Consider the following 14,904-nt stretch of genomic DNA (forward strand, 5'->3'; position numbering starts at 1 on the left):
TTTCTGACCGATGCGGCAAGGATATGGTCTGCCCGTTACCGCAAAGACCTCTTTGAGAGCATGAGGTTGTCCGAAAACCGCTCACACTTTTCGGCATCATGCTCCAGCCGTCCCAGCTCAGAAAAGGAGCGCATCATGAAAACCCGGAAACTCGGAAACGATCTCACGATCTCAGCCGTCGGCCTCGGCTGCATGGGCATGAGCTTTGCCTATGGCGCCAGCGACGAAGCGGAATCGGTGAGGACGCTCAATCGCGCCGTCGATCTCGGCGTCACCTTTTTCGACACCGCCGAAGTCTATGGCCCCTTTACCAACGAAATCCTCCTCGGAAAGGCGTTGAAACCATTCCGCGACCGGGTGGTGATCGCCACCAAGTTCGGCTTCAAGATCGATACCAGCAAGGCCGGTGCGGCCGCGATCGCCGGCGTCGACAGCCGCCCCGAGCATATTCGGGACGTCGCCGAAGCCTCGCTGAAACGGCTTGGAATCGAGACCATCGATCTGTTTTACCAGCACCGCGTCGACCCCAACGTGCCGATCGAGGAGACGGTCGGCGTCATGGCCGAGCTGGTGAGGGAAGGCAAGGTTCGCGCCCTCGGCCTCTCGGAAGCCGGCAGCGCCACCATCCGCCGCGCCCATGCGGTGCATCCGATCGCCGCACTGCAGAGCGAATATTCGCTGTGGACACGCGATCCCGAGGCGGATGTGCTTGCCACCTGCCGCGAACTCGGCATCGGCTTCGTGCCCTACAGCCCGCTCGGCCGCGGCTTCCTCACCGGCGCGATCCGCAAGGTCGAAGATCTCGCCGAGGACGATTTCCGCCGGCAGGTGCCGCGTTTCCAGGCGGAGAATTTCGACGCCAACGCCGCTCTCGTCGCGACGTTGGAGAGGCTTGCCGCCGAGAAGGGCGTGACGGCGGCGCAGTTGGCGCTGGCCTGGGTGCTGAGCCAGGGCAACGACATCGTGCCGATTCCCGGCGCCCGCAAGCTTCATCATCTCGAACAGAATGCCGCCGCCGCCGATATCGGGCTCAGCGCGGCGGAGCTTGCAGAACTCAGCGCGGCGATCCCCGTCTCAGAGGTGGCGGGAAAACGCTATTCCGATGCCTCGCTTGCGATGACGAACCTGTGAGCGGCCAAGCCCGGCCTAGAGCCTTTCCTGGTTAGATTGCAGCATTCTGGTGGCTCAAACGGAGTCGGATGGTCGACCGGCCGGCGCGCGTCGTAGCCCAGTTCTACGGCCAAGCCGGCCGGTCGATCAGCCGGCCCGTTTCAGCCAACCCGAAGGGCCGGGCATCTTTCCGCCAGGATCAGAGGCGATCGGCTCGGACGTACCTGGGGTATGCCCTTCGCCAATCGCCTCTGCCCTGACGAAAACCTGCTCCGGCAGAATGCTTCAATCTAACCAGGAAAGGCTCTAACGCAACGGCCGGGCTTGCCTTCGCGGCCGACGAAACTATCTAACGCCATCTCGGAAAACGGGATGAAAACATGTCGGACAGGCAGGCAGTCGAACAGACGGTTCATCTCTATGTCGAAGGCATGGCCTTCGGCAATGAGGCGGCCTTGAAAAAGGCCTTTCACCCGAAAAGCTCGATCATCGGCTATTACCAGAATGCCGTCGAATGGCTGACGCGGGACGAATTCATCGCCGCCATCCTGGCGGAGGAGCCGGCGCCACCCGGCACGCAGCCCTTCATGGATATCCAGAACGTCGATGTCGAGGGCGACGCGGCGAGCGTCAAGGTCACCGACGATTTCGCCGGGATGCGCTTTACCGACTATCTCTCGCTGCTGAAGATCGACGGCCGCTGGACGATCGTCAGCAAACTCTATCATCTCCACACGTGAAAAGACCGGCCGCCTTGGCGGCCGGTCTCTCGTTTTGGTGAGGCCGACGGGATCAGCTTCGGAGAACGCCGCCGGTGAATTTTGTCACGCTGGCGACGATCTTCTGCGTCAGCGCCTCGAAATCCTCATCCGTCAGCGTGCGCTCGGCCGGCTGGATCTGAACCTCGATCGCCACCGACTTTTTGCCCTCGCCGACGGAAGCGCCTTCGAAGATGTCGAAGACATTGACACCGGTGACCAACTTGCGGTCTGCCCCGGTCGCAGCCTTGATGATGGCGCCCGCCTCCACCGTCCTGTCGACGACGAAGGCGAAGTCGCGCTTGACCGCCTGGAAGGGCGAAAGATCGAGCGCCGGCTTGGTGCGGGTCGCCTTCTTTTTCGGCTCGGCCATGGCATCGAGATAGACCTCGAAACCGCAGAGCGCGCCGGAGACATCGAGCGCCTCAAGCGTCAGCGGATGGAATTCACCGAAATAGCCGAGTATGATCTTCGGCCCCATCTTGATCGTGCCGGAGCGGCCGGGATGATACCATTCCGGCCCGCCCTGCTCGATCTGGATATTGCCCATCGGCAGGCCGCAGGCTTCGATGACGGCGAGCGCATCGGCCTTGGCGTCGAAGACGTCGACCGGCTTACCGCCGCCCTTGGCGGCGTTCGACCAGGCGCGACCGGCGCCGGCAAGCGAGGCCGTGCCGCGACGGATGCCGCCGGCAACGCGGCGCTGACCGTCCGGCCGGTCGTTCTCATAAGTGCCGGAGACTTCGAAGAGGGCGACGTCGGCATACCCCTTGTCGGCATTGCGCTGGGCCGCGGTCAACAAGCCCGGCAGCAGCGACGGGCGCATATCCGACATTTCGGCGGCAATCGGATTGGCAAGCTTGAGGGCCGGCGACCCGCCGCCGAACAGCTTGGCCTGATCTTCCGGAATGAAGGACCAGGTGACGGCTTCGAGCATGCCGCGCGACGCAAGCGCCCGCTTGGCCAGGCGGGTGCGGATCTGCAGCGTCGTCAGGATCTTGCCGTTGACGACAGCATGGCTTTCGAGCGGCGCCGGCTTGATATTGTCGACGCCGTGGATGCGCATGACCTCCTCGACGAGATCGGCCTTGCCGTCGACATCGGGACGCCAGGAGGGAACGGCGACGGAGACACGCTCGCCGGAACCGGAGACGGTGAAGCCGAGGCGGGTCAGAATGCTGTTGCTTTCCGCATCCGAGACGTCGAGCCCCGTCAGGCGCTTGACCTCGGAATAGGGGAAATCGACAATCCTTGGTTCGTAACCCTTGTAGCCAACGACCTCGGCCCTGGCGGCGGTGCCGCCGCAGAGTTCCAGCACCAGTTCCGTCGTGCGCTCGAGACCGGGCACCATATACTCCGGATCGACGCCGCGCTCGAAGCGGTAGCGGGCATCGGTGATGATGCCAAGGGCGCGGCCGGATTTGGCGATGTTCATCGGGTCCCAGAGGGCCGACTCGATCAGCACGTCGACGGTGTTTTCGTCGCAGCCGGAATGTTCGCCGCCCATGATGCCGCCGATCGATTCGATGCCGTCTTCATCTGAGATGACGACGTTGTTCGGACCGAGCTTGTATTCGCGCTGGTCGAGCGCCAGCACGCTCTCGCCCTCGACGGCGCGGCGGACGGTGAGGTTGCCCTTGACCTTGGCGGCGTCGAAGACATGCATCGGCCGGCCCTGATCGAAGGTCATGTAATTGGTGATATCGACCAGCGCATTGATCGGGCGCAGGCCAATGGCGGTCAGCCGCTGCTGCATCCAGCGCGGGCTCGGGCCGTTTTTGACGCTGCGCACCAGACGCAGCGAAAAACCGGGGCAGAGCGTGGCATCGTCGAGATCGAGCGTCAGCTTCACCGGCGTCCCGCCTTCGACGGGGAAGGACGGCGCAGGCCGGTGCTTCAACGTACCGAGTCCGGAGGCTGCGAGATCGCGGGCGATGCCGTGGATCGAGGTGCAGTCAGGACGGTTCGGCGTTAGGTTGATCTCGATGACCGGGTCGTCGAGATGCGCATAGGCCGCATAACTCTTTCCGACCGGCGCATCGTCGGGCAGATCGATGATGCCGTCGTGGCTGTCGGAGATTTGCAACTCCTTTTCGGAGCACATCATGCCGTGGCTTTCGACGCCGCGAATATTGCCGACGGCAAGCGTCACATCGATGCCGGGAACATAGGTTCCGGGTGCCGCGAAGGCGCCGACAAGGCCGGCGCGCGCGTTCGGCGCGCCGCAGACGACCTGGACCGGCGCGCCGGCGCCGGTGTCGACCATCAGCACCTTCAGGCGATCGGCCTGCGGATGTTTTTCCGCCGAGACAATTCTGGCGATGACGAAGGGCTTGAACGCCGCCTTGTCGTCGACATCCTCGACCTCCAGCCCGATCTGGGTGAGGCGCGTGCAGATTTCATCGAGGCCGGCATCCGTATCCAGATGCTCTTTCAGCCAGGAGAGCGTGAATTTCATCGTCCCAATTCTCCGTTCAAGCGCTGAGGCCGCCGAACAGCGTCGGCATGTCGAGCGGGCGGAAGCCGTAATGCGTCATCCAGCGGACGTCGGCGTTGAAGAAGTCGCGCAGGTCGGGCATGCCGTATTTCAGCATGGCGATGCGGTCGAGGCCCATGCCCCAGGCAAAACCCTGATATTCGTCCGGATCGAGGCCGCCGTAGCGCAGCACGTTCGGGTGGACCATGCCGCAGCCGAGGATCTCCATCCAGTCGGTGCCTTCGCCGAACTTGACGATCGGGCCGGAGCGGTCGCACTGGATATCGACCTCGAAAGAGGGCTCGGTAAAGGGGAAGAAGGACGGGCGGAAACGCATGGTCACGCTGTCGACCTCGAAGAAGGTCTTGCAGAATTCCTCGAGCACCCAGCGGATGTTGGCGACATTGGCCTTCTTGTCGATGACCAGGCCCTCGACCTGATGGAACATCGGCGAATGCGTGGCGTCACTGTCCTGGCGATAGGTCTTGCCGGGAATGATGATGCGGATCGGCGGCTTCTGCGCTTCCATGGTGCGCACCTGCACCGGCGAGGTATGGGTGCGCAGCACCTTGCGCTCACCATTCTCGTCCGGATGGAAGAAGAAGGTGTCGTGCATCTCGCGGGCCGGGTGGCCTTCGGGGAAATTCAGCGCGGTGAAATTGTAATAATCCGTCTCGATGTCCGGACCTTCGGCGATCGAGAAGCCCATATCGGCGAAGATCGCGGTAATCTCATCGACGATCTGGCTGATCGGATGGATGCGACCGCGCTCGGCCGGCGAAGAGCGCACCGGCAGGCTGACATCGACCGTCTCAGCCTTCAGCCGCGCATTGACCGCCGCCATTTTCAGCACCGACTTGCGTTCGGCAATGGCGTCCGTCACCGCATTCTTCAGGGCGTTGATCGCAGCACCCCGGGTCTGGCGCTCTTCCGGCGTCATGGCGCCGAGTGTCTTCAACAGTTCGGAAACGGAGCCCTTTTTGCCGAGGGCGGAAACGCGCACGGCTTCGAGCGCCGTCTCGTCATTGGCGGCGGCGATTTCGGCGAGCAGCGATGCATTGAGCTGGTCGATATCTGACATTGTCACTTCTTTCCGTCCAGTATCAGGCGGGCGATCGGGAGGCAGGCGGCGCCTGCCGGCGCCAGGAATATAAAGAAAGAAAAACCCGCGCTAGCCCAAACCAGCGCGGGTTTCCCAAAATCAAAAATTCAAAGCTTGGGAAGCGCTGGTTACTTGACCGCGCCTTCAAACTCGTTGGCCGTACCGGCTTCCTTGAGGTACTCAAGAGCCTTCTTGGCAGCATTGACGAGCGCGCCGAATGCTTCCGGCTCGTGGATCGCCATGTCGGAGAGAACCTTGCGGTCGACTTCGATGCCGGCCTTGTTCAGGCCATCGATGAAGCGGCCGTAGGTCAGGCCGAATTCGCGGACCGCGGCGTTGATGCGCTGGATCCAGAGCGCACGGAAGTTGCGCTTGTTGACCTTGCGGTCGCGGTAAGCGTACTGCTTCGAACGATCGACAGCAGCCTTGGCAGTCCGGATGGTGTTCTTGCGGCGGCCGTAAAAGCCCTTTGCGGCCTTCAGAACCTTCTTATGCTTGGCGTGCGAGGTGACGCCTCTTTTTACACGTGCCATATCATGATCTCCTTAAATCTAGCGTTCGCGGACGAGTCTCAGAGACCGTTCGGCAGGTAATTCTTGATAACCTTGCGGCCATCCGGTTCTGCGAGAACCATGGTGCCACGTGCATCGCGAATGAACTTGTTGGTACGCTTGATCATGCCATGGCGTTTGCCGGCAGCGGCAGCCTTGACCTTGCCGGTCGCGGTGATCTTGAACCGCTTCTTGGCAGAGGACTTCGTCTTCATCTTGGGCATTTTGCTACTCCTTCTGTCCTCCCTGCGCGCTTCATCAAAAAGCCCTTCCCGCGAAGTCCGGTTCTCCGGCCGTCGCAACAAGGTGCGGGAGCGTTTGTTGTTGATCTGCGGCTTCAGTGACGAACCGTTCCGCAAGCATTCGAAACTGCCACGGCATGCCCTGCCGGTCAGTTCGGACGCGCGCTTATAACCGCAGCGTCTTGAAAGTGCAACGGGGCCGCGGAGGAATCTTCGCGCCCTGCAAATGCGAGGCAGAAACCACAGTGGCCGAAAGCACAAAAGCCGCCCTTGCGGACGGCCTTGGGGCGAAAAAGTGCCTGGCGCTTACTTCGGCGCCAGCACCATCATCATCTGGCGGCCTTCGAGCTTGGGCTCGGCTTCGACCTTGGCGAACTCGGTCGTATCGGCCTTGACCTGCTGCAGCAGCTTCATGCCGAGTTCCTGGTGGGCCATTTCACGGCCGCGGAACTTCAGCGTCACCTTGACCTTGTCGCCTTCGTCGAAGAAGCGTCCCATAGCCTTCATCTTCACCTCATAATCATGGGTGTCGATATTGGGGCGCATCTTGATTTCTTTGACTTCGACGATCTTCTGCTTCTTGCGCGCCTCGGCAGCCTTCTTCTGGTTGGCATATTTCAGCTTGCCCAGATCGAGGATCTTGCACACAGGCGGTTCGACATTCGGGGAAATTTCGACGAGATCGAGGCCGGCTTCCTCAGCCATTCTCAAGGCCTGGTCGGTAGGCACGACGCCCATATTCTCGCCGTCAGCTCCGATCAGCTGAACTTTGGGAATGCGGATTTCTCGGTTCGAGCGCGGTCCGTCCTTCACGGGCGCGTCGGTTTTAAAAGGTCTGCGAATGGTCGTATTCTCCTCGCGTTGTTTCGGAACGTTGCAGCCTCGCGCTCCCATATCGGGGTGCACAAACGTGTCGCGTCATCGCTGCAACGGAGTCAATATCATCCTTTAGCGGAAAAATCACCCGCTGTCAGCCTGCCAAGAATCTGTTTTATAGGCCAAAATAACAGGAGTTTCGCGGATGTCCGATCAAATGCCGAATGCCCAGCCGCAGTTCCTGACGGTCGGCGAAGGTGAGGCTGCGCGTGATATCGCTATCATCGTCCGCCCGGCGCAAGCCGGCAGCGACGCGCCGGCACTCGTCTGGTTATCCGGCTATCGCTCCGATATGAGCGGCACCAAGGCGGTGGAACTCGATGGCCTGGCGGTGGAGCTTGGGCTCGCCTGCATCCGCCTCGACTATTCAGGCCACGGGCTCTCCGGGGGCAGCTTCCGCGACGGCACGATCTCGCGCTGGCTGGAGGAGTCGCTGGCCGTCATCCGCCATGTCGCCCCAGAACGGGTGATCCTGGTCGGCTCCTCGATGGGCGGCTGGATCGCGCTCAGGCTGGCGCAGAAGCTTGCGCGGCAGGACGGCCCAAAACTTGAAGGAATGGTTCTGATTGCACCGGCACCCGATTTCACCTCGGAGCTGATCGAACCGAACCTCAAGGCCAGGGAACGCAAGTCGCTTGCCGAGCGCGGCTATTTCGAGGAACGGTCGCAATATAGTCCCGAGCCGAACATCTACACCAGGGCGCTGATCGAGGACGGCCGCGACAACCGGGTGCTCGACGGCATCATCGAAACGGGCTGCCCGGTGCATATCCTTCAGGGCATGAAAGACGCGGACGTGCCGCATGCGCATGCGATGAAACTTATGGAGCATCTTCCTGCCGACGACGTGGTGCTGACCTTCATCCGCGACGGCGACCACCGCCTGTCCCGGCCGAGCGATATCGCGCTTCTCCTCGGCGCCGTCAAAGGTATCATCCGTTCATCGACAAGCAGGCAGATGCCCGTTTGAACGGCACCGGCCAAGAAATTCCCCTGACGCGAGTGCCCGAGCCGTTGCATTTTAACCATGTCGGCGAGTCGCAAGGCGCTCCCAAGAAGTAACGATTGACTCTTCTCGGCCCTCTCCATTAACACTTTGTTAATAAATAAGGGGCGATGCGAGGAAGAGCGGGCGTGCGGATGAAGGGTATTTTTGTGGCCATGATGGCCATGTTTGCGATGGCGACGGCCGCCATACCGGCCCCCAGCAGAAATGCTTCCATGGTAACGGGCAATGCCACATCCCAGCCGATCGGCCACTATGATTTCTGTCAGATCCACCGCAGCGAATGCGGTGCAAACCGCAATTCCGGCCCGGTCGAGATGACGCCGGCAAAGTGGTCGCTGGTGCGTTCGGTCAACGCCACCGTCAACCGCACGATCACCCCGATGACCGACAAGGAAATTTACGGCAAGGATGAGGTCTGGGCCTATCCGACCACCGCCGGCGACTGCGAGGATTTCGCGCTCTTGAAGCGCCGTATGCTGATCCAGCGCGGCTTTTCGGCTGCCGATCTGCTGATGACCGTCGTGCGCAAGCCGGATGGTGAAGGCCATGCGGTACTGACGCTGCGCAGCGCCGAGGGCGACTTCGTGCTCGACAACCTCGCCGCCGAGGTCAAGCCGTGGTTTGCGACCCCTTATTCCTTCGTCAAGCGCCAGTCGAGCTACAATGCCGGCCGCTGGGTCACCATCGAGAACGGCCGCGACGTTCTGGTCGGCGCACTGCGGTAAGGATTTCCGGGGGGAATGTGGGGAAAAAAGGCCGGCGAAAGCCGGCCTTTTGTTTTGGGGAAATTGGAAACGCGTCGACCGTTACCTTTCGCTTCGCTCAAGGTGTTCGTCGTTGACGCTCCTCACCCCCTCATCTGCCCTGACGGGCATCTTCTCCCCGCTGGGGAGAAGGGGAGCGAGCCGCACGGTCATCATTCTTGCATCAAAGGTCTCAAGAGGAGTGAGGCGCCGCCACGAGTCCCCTTCTCCCCAGCGGGGAGAAGATGCCCGTCAGGGCAGATGAGGGGGTAAGCGGCAAAGCCGCGAATGTACGGTGCGTAAGCGAAGGGCAAGGATGCTGGCGCGCCCTCTCTCCAGCCTCATCCTGAGGCGCGAGGCGCCTCATGATGAGGGCTGATTGTTGAGCCTGCGGCGGGTGATATAAAATCGTCGTGGAGTTTGCGGCACTCTTAATGGGTTGCGTTTGCCGCACCGTCTCCCGGCCCTCCGCATGGCTCCGGGCGTTCGCTGCTGCAATCGATTCACTGGATCGATTGCTCGGGCTGCGCCCGACCGCAGCTCACCCATTCCCAATCAATATCCCGGCGCCGAGCACCAGGCCGCCGCCGAGGACCACCTGGAAGGCGGCGCGCAGGAAGGGGGTGTCCATATAGCGGTTCTGGATGAAGGCGATTGCCCAGAGTTCGAAGAAGACGATGATCGCGGCAGTGATCGTCGCCGTCCAGAAATGCGGGATCAGATAGGGCAGGGCGTGGCCGAGGCCGCCGAGCGCCGTCATGATGCCGCAGGCAAGGCCGCGTTTGACCGGCGAGCCCCTGCCGGAAATCTTGCCGTCGTCATGGGCGGCTTCAGTGAAGCCCATCGAGATGCCGGCGCCGACGGAGGCGGACAGGCCGACAAGGAAGGTCTGCCACGTATCTTGCGTGGCGAAGGCGGCGGCGAAAATCGGCGCCAGCGTCGAGACCGAGCCGTCCATCAGCCCGGCAAGGCCCGGCTGCACATAGGTCAGCACGAATTGCCGATGCACCGTCGCGTCCTCGTCATGCTTGACATCTTCAGGCGTGTGTTTGTCGCCGAGCATGCGGGCGATATCCTCGTGCCCCTGTTCGGCAAGAGCGAGGTCGCCGAGAAGCTCGCGCATCGAGGCATCCGAGGTGCGTTTTGTCGCCTCGACATAGAAACGATAGGCCTGCTCCTCCATCGCCTCGGTTTCCCGGCGCATCGCCTCCAGGGTAAGATTTGCCCTGAGCCAGTCGGGCTTGCGCTCGTAGAAGCCCTCGACATGCTCGCGCCGGATCAACGGAATGCGCTCGCCGAAACGCTGGCGATGGAGTTCGAACAGCGACTTGCGATGGGTATCCTCGACCTCGGCCATATCTTCGAAGACTTTGGCCGAGGCCGGAAATTCACTTCGCAATCTGTCGGCATAGGCGAGATAGATGCGGGCATCGTCTTCCTCGGAGGCGATCGCGAGGGCGAGAATCTCCTGCTCGGACAGCGATTCGAACGATCGTTTCGAGGATCTGAAAAACCGCGCCAGCATGGTCTTCTCCAATTTTAGAATTATTCTAAATCTAAAGAAGGCGGCGATGACGGTCAAGGGCGTGGGAAGTGATGGAAGCGCCTGGGCTGACAGATTGCCGCAAGCGGGTACCGATGACTTTGGCTCGCTGTCTTAAACGCCTATATGAAAGAGCGCCGCATCACGCGGCGCCGGGGTTTTGCAATGGATAATGAGATTCAGGGGCGCCCTGCCCATATCGCGGCGATCCGCGAAAGGGCTGAGGCCGAGATGCGAGAAATGGGCGTCGATGAGGCCTTTATCGGCAGGCTGGTCGAGACCTTTTATACCAGAGTGCTTACGCATCCCGATCTCGGCCCGGTGTTCGACGCCAGGCTCTCCGGCCGCTGGCCGGCGCATATGGAGAAAATGAAGAGCTTCTGGTCGGCGGTCGCGTTCCGCAGCGGCGCCTATGGCGGCAAGCCGGTGCAGGCGCATACCGGTGTCCAGAACCTGACGCCCGATCTCTTTCCGAAGTGGCTGTCGCTGTTTGCCGCAACGCTCGACGATATCGCGCCAACGCCGGAGGCAAAGGCCTGGTTCATGGCGACAGCCGAGCGGATTGCCAAAAGCCTGACGCTGTCGCTGTTCTACAATCCCGCCCTCGACGACCCGACGAGGAAGACGGGCTGATCTCCTACTGCTTTGTGGAAAAGGTGGCGCCGGCGCTTGCGGCAACGACCAGGGCCGTTCCGGCCATCTGCAGAAGGGTCAGGGGCTGCGTCAGAATGGCGAAGCCCGCAAGAGCCGCAATGGCCGGCTCGAGGCTCATCAGGATGCCGAAGGAGGTTGTCGGCATGCGCCGCAGGGCAATCAGCTCCAGCGTATAGGGCAGCAGCGGCACGAGAACGGCAAGGCCCGCCATTTCGATCAGGCCGTAGCTATCGAGCGCCGGCACGGCGCCTGCGAAGCCGAAAGGTGTGGCGACGACAGCGGCAACCATGAGCGACATGGAAAGCCCTTCCAGCCCCTTGAAGCTTGCGCCGATCTTCTTGGTGAGCACGATGTAGATCGCCCAGCCGGTTCCCGCGCCACAGGCGAAGAGAATGCCCTGGATATTTCCAACCCAGCCTTCACCGTCATGGGCAAGAGCCAGAACGCCGAGCGCGGCAATCAGCGGCCAGACCAGGCGCCGGCTGAGACCGTAGCCGATGGTGGCGACCGAAAGCGGCCCGAGAAAATCGATCGCCACGGCGAGACCGAGCGGGATACGCTCGATCGCCGCGAAGAAACTCATGGTCATCAGCGCTGTGGTCGTGCCGAGAACCAGAGCACTCGTCCATTGCTCTCTCGTATAGCTGAATATGCGCGGACGGACGGCGACGGCCAGAATGAGGGCGGCAAAGGCAAGGCGCAGCCAGCTGGCGCCGGCTGGGCCATAGGCGGCAATGGCCGAGGAGGAAAGTGCGGCGCCGAACTGGATCGAGGACATGGACATCAGGCACATCAGCGCGCCGGCCGCCAGGCCGCCGGATGTTGCAGGTCCTTCGATTGCCAGCACGCCGGCGCCGTCGTTGGTTCTGTCTTCCATGTCCGCCTCCGATTGCGCGCTCTTCATACGAAGGCCATTTGCAACCCACAAATTCAAACTTCTGATCCAGGCAGCAAAAGACCTGATGCATCAGAGGCGGCCGGAGAGGATGACCTCTTCGGCCTCTTCGAAGCTCATGTCGAAGACCTTCTTGCCAATCTCGAAGCTGAAGCCGTTGCGGGCGAAAGCCGAAAGCTCCTTCGCCTTTCGCTTGTCGTCGAGCTCGACGCGGCGGAACGGGCCGAAGGCGCGCTTGCGGGCGAATATGGCCGCGGCATAGAGATCGTCCGCCGCCTCGAGTGCCACCTCGACTTTATCGCCGGAGACGCCCTTGGCGGTCAGCTTCTGGGCGATCGCGCGCTTCGATTTGCCGCCGCGCACGGCAGAACGCGTGCTGATTTCGGCAAAGGCGCTATCGTCGAGCACCTTGTTGTCATAGGCAAATTTGACGGCGAAATCGGCAACGGCCTTGATCTGGCCCGCGCTGATATCCTCGAACTTCTCCCTGGCCTTGCGGGTGATGGCGTCGAAGAGCTGCTTTTCCGTCATCATCCGCCGCTCCAGGCGGTAGATGGCCGAGTTGCGCGCCCAGCTCAGCATGCGGGGTGTCGGGATATCGGATGGAACGATCTCGTCGGTCATACCAGGCAATCAGGCTTCCAGACCCTTGAGCACGTTGGCGACGTTAAGGCCGATCTCCGGCACGCCGTAACCGCCCTCCATGCAGACGAGCACCGGCAGGCCGGCGGCTGAAATCATCGCGCCCATGCGGGTGAAATCGTCAGAAGTGAGCCCGAAGAAGGAGATCGGATCACGCTCGTAGGTGTCGACGCCGAGCGCCACGACGATCGCCTCGGCCCCGAAGGTCTTGATGCGGGCGAGCGCATCGGCAAGGGTCGACGACCAGGCCTCCCAGGGCGTGCCCGGCGGCATCGGATAGTTGCGGTTGGCGCCCGCTCCCGCCCCCTCGCCTTCCTCGTCGGCATGGCCGAGGAAATAGGGGAAGGCGTGCATCGGATCGCCGTGCAGCGAGGCGGTGAAGACATCGCCTCGGTGATAGAAGAGATCCTGGGTGCCGTTACCATGGTGGAAATCGACATCGAGCACCGCGACCTTTTTCGCACCGCGATCAAGCAGCCGCTGCGCCGCCACGCCCGCATTGTTGATGAAGCAATAGCCGCCGAAAAGATCGATGCCGGCATGGTGGCCGGGCGGCCGGCAAAGCGCGAAGGCGAAACGATGGCCCTCTGCCAGCCAATCGGCGCCCGTCAAAGCGCAACGCATCGAGGCGATCGCCGCCTCGTAGGAGCCCTTGGTGATCGAGGTATCGGCGGCGTTGGCGTAATGGCCGATCGCGCCGACGATATTGTCGGGCACGCGCTGGCTGGTGCGGCGCACCGGGAAGGAGTTGGCGATCGCCTCGCCGGTGAAACCGGCCGCCACCCAGCGATCCCAGACGGTGGCGAGAAAATCGAGATAGGCGGGATCATGCACCTTTCCAGCCGTTTCCAGCCCGTGCGCAACGGGCGCCACGACATCGGTAAAGCCCGCCTCTTTCACCGCCGCCAGGATCCATTCGGCCCGGAACGGCGCCTCGAAGGGCGTCACCAGCTGACCGGCGTAGAGCTCGGTCCTGGCGTCACGCAGCTTATGGTCTTCGGAATAGATGACGCGCATTTCAGATCCTGCCTGTGATTGAAGGTCGAGATTTACACGGGGTTGCCGCGACAAAAAAGCGGTGCGGCGAGCTCTTGATCATCCAGCGCAATAACGCCACCCTCGCCGCTGCTTCGAGAACGAGGAATTTCCGCATGAAAGTGCTGATGGTCGATGTCGACGGCGTGCTCATTCATGGCCGGCCGGCTGACGGCCTGCCGCATTTCACCTTTCTCGAGCGCGATCTCGGGCTGCGACCCGAGCTGCTGCAGCGGGAATTCTTGCAGACGTGCTGGGCTGACATCATCGTTGGCCGTGAGCCGTTGGAGCCCAGCCTCGCGAAAGTACTGGAACAGATCGCGCCGCATCTCAGCGCCGCGACGCTGATCGATTACTGGTTTGCAAACGATTCCCGCCTTGATCTCACGCTCCTGGAAGAGCTCGCCGCCCTCAAGCAAAGCGGTGTCGCGCTGTTCCTGGCGACCAACCAGGAACACAGGCGGGCGCACTATCTGATGGAAGAGGCCGGCCTTGGCGCGCATTTCGACGGTATCCTCTATTCCGCAGCGCTCGGGCATCGCAAACCGTCGGCCGATTTTTTCCGGCTGGCGACCGAGCGGGCCGGCGTCCTGCCCGGCGAAATCGCGTTTATCGACGATATGGCGGAAAATATCGACGCGGCGCGGCAATTCGGCTGGCATGCTGCGCAATGGACCGCGGGCGCGAGGCTGCATGAGACGCTTTCCGCCTTCGGCCGTCCGAAATGAGCCCAGCCGACGCAATCAGGCGAGCCGCTTGTAGAACAGCGTGGTGTCGCAGAAGCCGCCTTCCGGCCACAGCGCATAATCCGGGATGACGCCGACCCGCTGCCAGCCCAGGCGCGGATAGATCGCCTCGGCATCGCTGCCGGTTGCCGTATCGAGCACCAGCAGGGTCTTGCCCCACCTTGCCGCCTCGCGTTCGGCGGCCTCCATCAGCAACCGGGCGATGCCGCGCCCCCGGGCGGAGCGATGCACCAGGAGCTTCCTCAGATCGCCGCGATGCGGCTGATTGGTCATCTGCGCGGCCCCCACCTGCACCGTGCCGACAATACTGCCCTCCAGTTCGGCGACCACCAGCAGATTGCCGCCCGTCGCAACGGCATCGGCGACATCGCGCCAATAGTGCTCGGCCTCTTCAGGCCCATAGGGCTGCATGAAGCCGACGGAGGCGCCGCCGGCGACGCAATCTGCAAGCACTTGCGCAAGCGCCGGAATGGCGGCGCGCGCCTCCTCGGCGGAAAGGATACGGATATCGGGCATGGTCTT

At 62.2% G+C, this 14,904-nt stretch carries 16 protein-coding genes; 6 read left to right on the forward strand and 10 right to left on the reverse strand.

What is annotated here, in order from left to right; all coding sequences use genetic code 11:
• Nucleotides 1–135 precede the first annotated feature (135 nt).
• Together ATY75_RS28530 and ATY75_RS28545 are read left to right on the forward strand one after the other, a co-directional pair.
• Nucleotides 136–1,131: an aldo/keto reductase gene (locus ATY75_RS28530; RefSeq protein ID WP_064835908.1), complete on the forward strand. Its 996-nt coding sequence runs from the start codon at nt 136–138 to the stop codon at nt 1,129–1,131.
• Nucleotides 1,132–1,490: 359 nt separating this feature from the next.
• Nucleotides 1,491–1,850, forward strand: coding sequence for a nuclear transport factor 2 family protein (locus ATY75_RS28545; protein ID WP_064835907.1), 360 nt, complete (start codon nt 1,491–1,493; stop codon nt 1,848–1,850).
• Between the two features lie 52 nt (nt 1,851–1,902).
• On the opposite strand, the gene pheT is transcribed toward ATY75_RS28545, so the two are convergent.
• From pheT to infC, 5 genes are all read right to left on the reverse strand, one after another.
• A complete protein-coding gene (pheT, locus tag ATY75_RS28550) occupies nt 1,903–4,326 on the reverse strand; it encodes a phenylalanine--tRNA ligase subunit beta (RefSeq protein ID WP_088940100.1) in 2,424 nt (807 codons plus the stop codon).
• Between the two features lie 16 nt (nt 4,327–4,342).
• Nucleotides 4,343–5,425, reverse strand: a complete 1,083-nt coding sequence (gene pheS / locus ATY75_RS28555; protein WP_088940101.1) for a phenylalanine--tRNA ligase subunit alpha — start codon at nt 5,423–5,425, stop codon at nt 4,343–4,345.
• Nucleotides 5,426–5,574: 149 nt separating this feature from the next.
• Entirely contained in the window at nt 5,575–5,979 is a 405-nt protein-coding gene (gene rplT, locus ATY75_RS28560) for a 50S ribosomal protein L20 (protein WP_027682113.1), read from the reverse strand.
• Nucleotides 5,980–6,017: 38 nt separating this feature from the next.
• Nucleotides 6,018–6,221, reverse strand: a complete 204-nt coding sequence (gene rpmI / locus ATY75_RS28565) for a 50S ribosomal protein L35 (RefSeq protein ID WP_003570998.1) — start codon at nt 6,219–6,221, stop codon at nt 6,018–6,020.
• 324 nt (nt 6,222–6,545) lie between these two features.
• Nucleotides 6,546–7,082: a translation initiation factor IF-3 gene (gene infC / locus ATY75_RS28570; protein ID WP_012559640.1), complete on the reverse strand. Its 537-nt coding sequence runs from the start codon at nt 7,080–7,082 to the stop codon at nt 6,546–6,548.
• 178 nt (nt 7,083–7,260) lie between these two features.
• Between infC and ATY75_RS28575 the strand changes: the two genes are divergently transcribed.
• Together ATY75_RS28575 and ATY75_RS28580 are read left to right on the forward strand one after the other, a co-directional pair.
• Nucleotides 7,261–8,085 (forward strand): alpha/beta hydrolase, encoded by an 825-nt coding sequence (locus ATY75_RS28575; RefSeq protein WP_088940102.1) that lies wholly within the window; start codon nt 7,261–7,263, stop codon nt 8,083–8,085.
• Nucleotides 8,086–8,249: 164 nt separating this feature from the next.
• Nucleotides 8,250–8,849 carry a transglutaminase-like cysteine peptidase gene (locus ATY75_RS28580; RefSeq protein WP_064835900.1) on the forward strand — a complete coding sequence of 200 codons (600 nt, stop codon included), beginning with the start codon at nt 8,250–8,252 and terminating at the stop codon, nt 8,847–8,849.
• A gap of 559 nt (nt 8,850–9,408) precedes the next feature.
• On the opposite strand, the gene mbfA is transcribed toward ATY75_RS28580, so the two are convergent.
• Nucleotides 9,409–10,392: an iron exporter MbfA gene (gene mbfA, locus ATY75_RS28585; protein ID WP_088940103.1), complete on the reverse strand. Its 984-nt coding sequence runs from the start codon at nt 10,390–10,392 to the stop codon at nt 9,409–9,411.
• A 183-nt stretch (nt 10,393–10,575) separates the two neighbouring features.
• On the opposite strand from mbfA, the gene ATY75_RS28590 reads away from it, so the two are divergent.
• Nucleotides 10,576–11,043: a truncated hemoglobin gene (locus ATY75_RS28590; protein ID WP_088940104.1), complete on the forward strand. Its 468-nt coding sequence runs from the start codon at nt 10,576–10,578 to the stop codon at nt 11,041–11,043.
• Nucleotides 11,044–11,047: 4 nt separating this feature from the next.
• Here ATY75_RS28590 and ATY75_RS28595 read toward each other — a convergent pair whose 3' ends face one another.
• The 3 genes from ATY75_RS28595 to ATY75_RS28605 form a co-directional block, all read right to left on the reverse strand.
• Complete coding sequence (locus ATY75_RS28595; protein ID WP_088940128.1) at nt 11,048–11,941, reverse strand: EamA family transporter; 894 nt, start codon at nt 11,939–11,941, stop codon at nt 11,048–11,050.
• 90 nt (nt 11,942–12,031) lie between these two features.
• Entirely contained in the window at nt 12,032–12,583 is a 552-nt protein-coding gene (recX, locus tag ATY75_RS28600) for a recombination regulator RecX (protein ID WP_064835894.1), read from the reverse strand.
• A gap of 9 nt (nt 12,584–12,592) precedes the next feature.
• On the reverse strand, nt 12,593–13,618 hold the full coding sequence (locus ATY75_RS28605) for a histone deacetylase family protein (RefSeq protein ID WP_064835892.1): 1,026 nt from the start codon (nt 13,616–13,618) through the stop codon (nt 12,593–12,595).
• A gap of 134 nt (nt 13,619–13,752) precedes the next feature.
• On the opposite strand from ATY75_RS28605, the gene ATY75_RS28610 reads away from it, so the two are divergent.
• Nucleotides 13,753–14,364, forward strand: coding sequence for an HAD-IA family hydrolase (locus ATY75_RS28610; protein WP_064835890.1), 612 nt, complete (start codon nt 13,753–13,755; stop codon nt 14,362–14,364).
• Nucleotides 14,365–14,379: 15 nt separating this feature from the next.
• On the opposite strand, the gene ATY75_RS28615 is transcribed toward ATY75_RS28610, so the two are convergent.
• The gene (locus ATY75_RS28615) at nt 14,380–14,898 is read right to left on the reverse strand and encodes a GNAT family N-acetyltransferase (RefSeq protein WP_064835888.1); all 519 of its coding nucleotides are present in this window, start codon (nt 14,896–14,898) and stop codon (nt 14,380–14,382) included.
• Nucleotides 14,899–14,904: the final 6 nt, after the last annotated feature.

The sequence above is a fragment of the Rhizobium sp. N122 genome (assembly GCF_002211295.1).
Lineage (GTDB): Bacteria > Pseudomonadota > Alphaproteobacteria > Rhizobiales > Rhizobiaceae > Rhizobium.

Bases quoted from the DNA above. Each gene is read 5' to 3' on its own strand.
- ATY75_RS28530 (WP_064835908.1), top strand. From the start codon at position 136: ATGAAAACCCGGAAACTCGGAAACGATCTCACGATCTCAGCCGTCGGC.
- ATY75_RS28545 (WP_064835907.1), top strand. From the start codon at position 1,491: ATGTCGGACAGGCAGGCAGTCGAACAGACGGTTCATCTCTATGTCGAA.
- pheT (WP_088940100.1), bottom strand. From the start codon at position 4,326: ATGAAATTCACGCTCTCCTGGCTGAAAGAGCATCTGGATACGGATGCC.
- pheS (WP_088940101.1), bottom strand. From the start codon at position 5,425: ATGTCAGATATCGACCAGCTCAATGCATCGCTGCTCGCCGAAATCGCC.
- rplT (WP_027682113.1), bottom strand. From the start codon at position 5,979: ATGGCACGTGTAAAAAGAGGCGTCACCTCGCACGCCAAGCATAAGAAG.
- rpmI (WP_003570998.1), bottom strand. From the start codon at position 6,221: ATGCCCAAGATGAAGACGAAGTCCTCTGCCAAGAAGCGGTTCAAGATC.
- ATY75_RS28575 (WP_088940102.1), top strand. From the start codon at position 7,261: ATGTCCGATCAAATGCCGAATGCCCAGCCGCAGTTCCTGACGGTCGGC.
- mbfA (WP_088940103.1), bottom strand. From the start codon at position 10,392: ATGCTGGCGCGGTTTTTCAGATCCTCGAAACGATCGTTCGAATCGCTG.
- ATY75_RS28590 (WP_088940104.1), top strand. From the start codon at position 10,576: ATGGATAATGAGATTCAGGGGCGCCCTGCCCATATCGCGGCGATCCGC.
- ATY75_RS28595 (WP_088940128.1), bottom strand. From the start codon at position 11,941: ATGGAAGACAGAACCAACGACGGCGCCGGCGTGCTGGCAATCGAAGGA.
- recX (WP_064835894.1), bottom strand. From the start codon at position 12,583: ATGACCGACGAGATCGTTCCATCCGATATCCCGACACCCCGCATGCTG.
- ATY75_RS28605 (WP_064835892.1), bottom strand. From the start codon at position 13,618: ATGCGCGTCATCTATTCCGAAGACCATAAGCTGCGTGACGCCAGGACC.
- ATY75_RS28610 (WP_064835890.1), top strand. From the start codon at position 13,753: ATGAAAGTGCTGATGGTCGATGTCGACGGCGTGCTCATTCATGGCCGG.
- ATY75_RS28615 (WP_064835888.1), bottom strand. From the start codon at position 14,898: ATGCCCGATATCCGTATCCTTTCCGCCGAGGAGGCGCGCGCCGCCATT.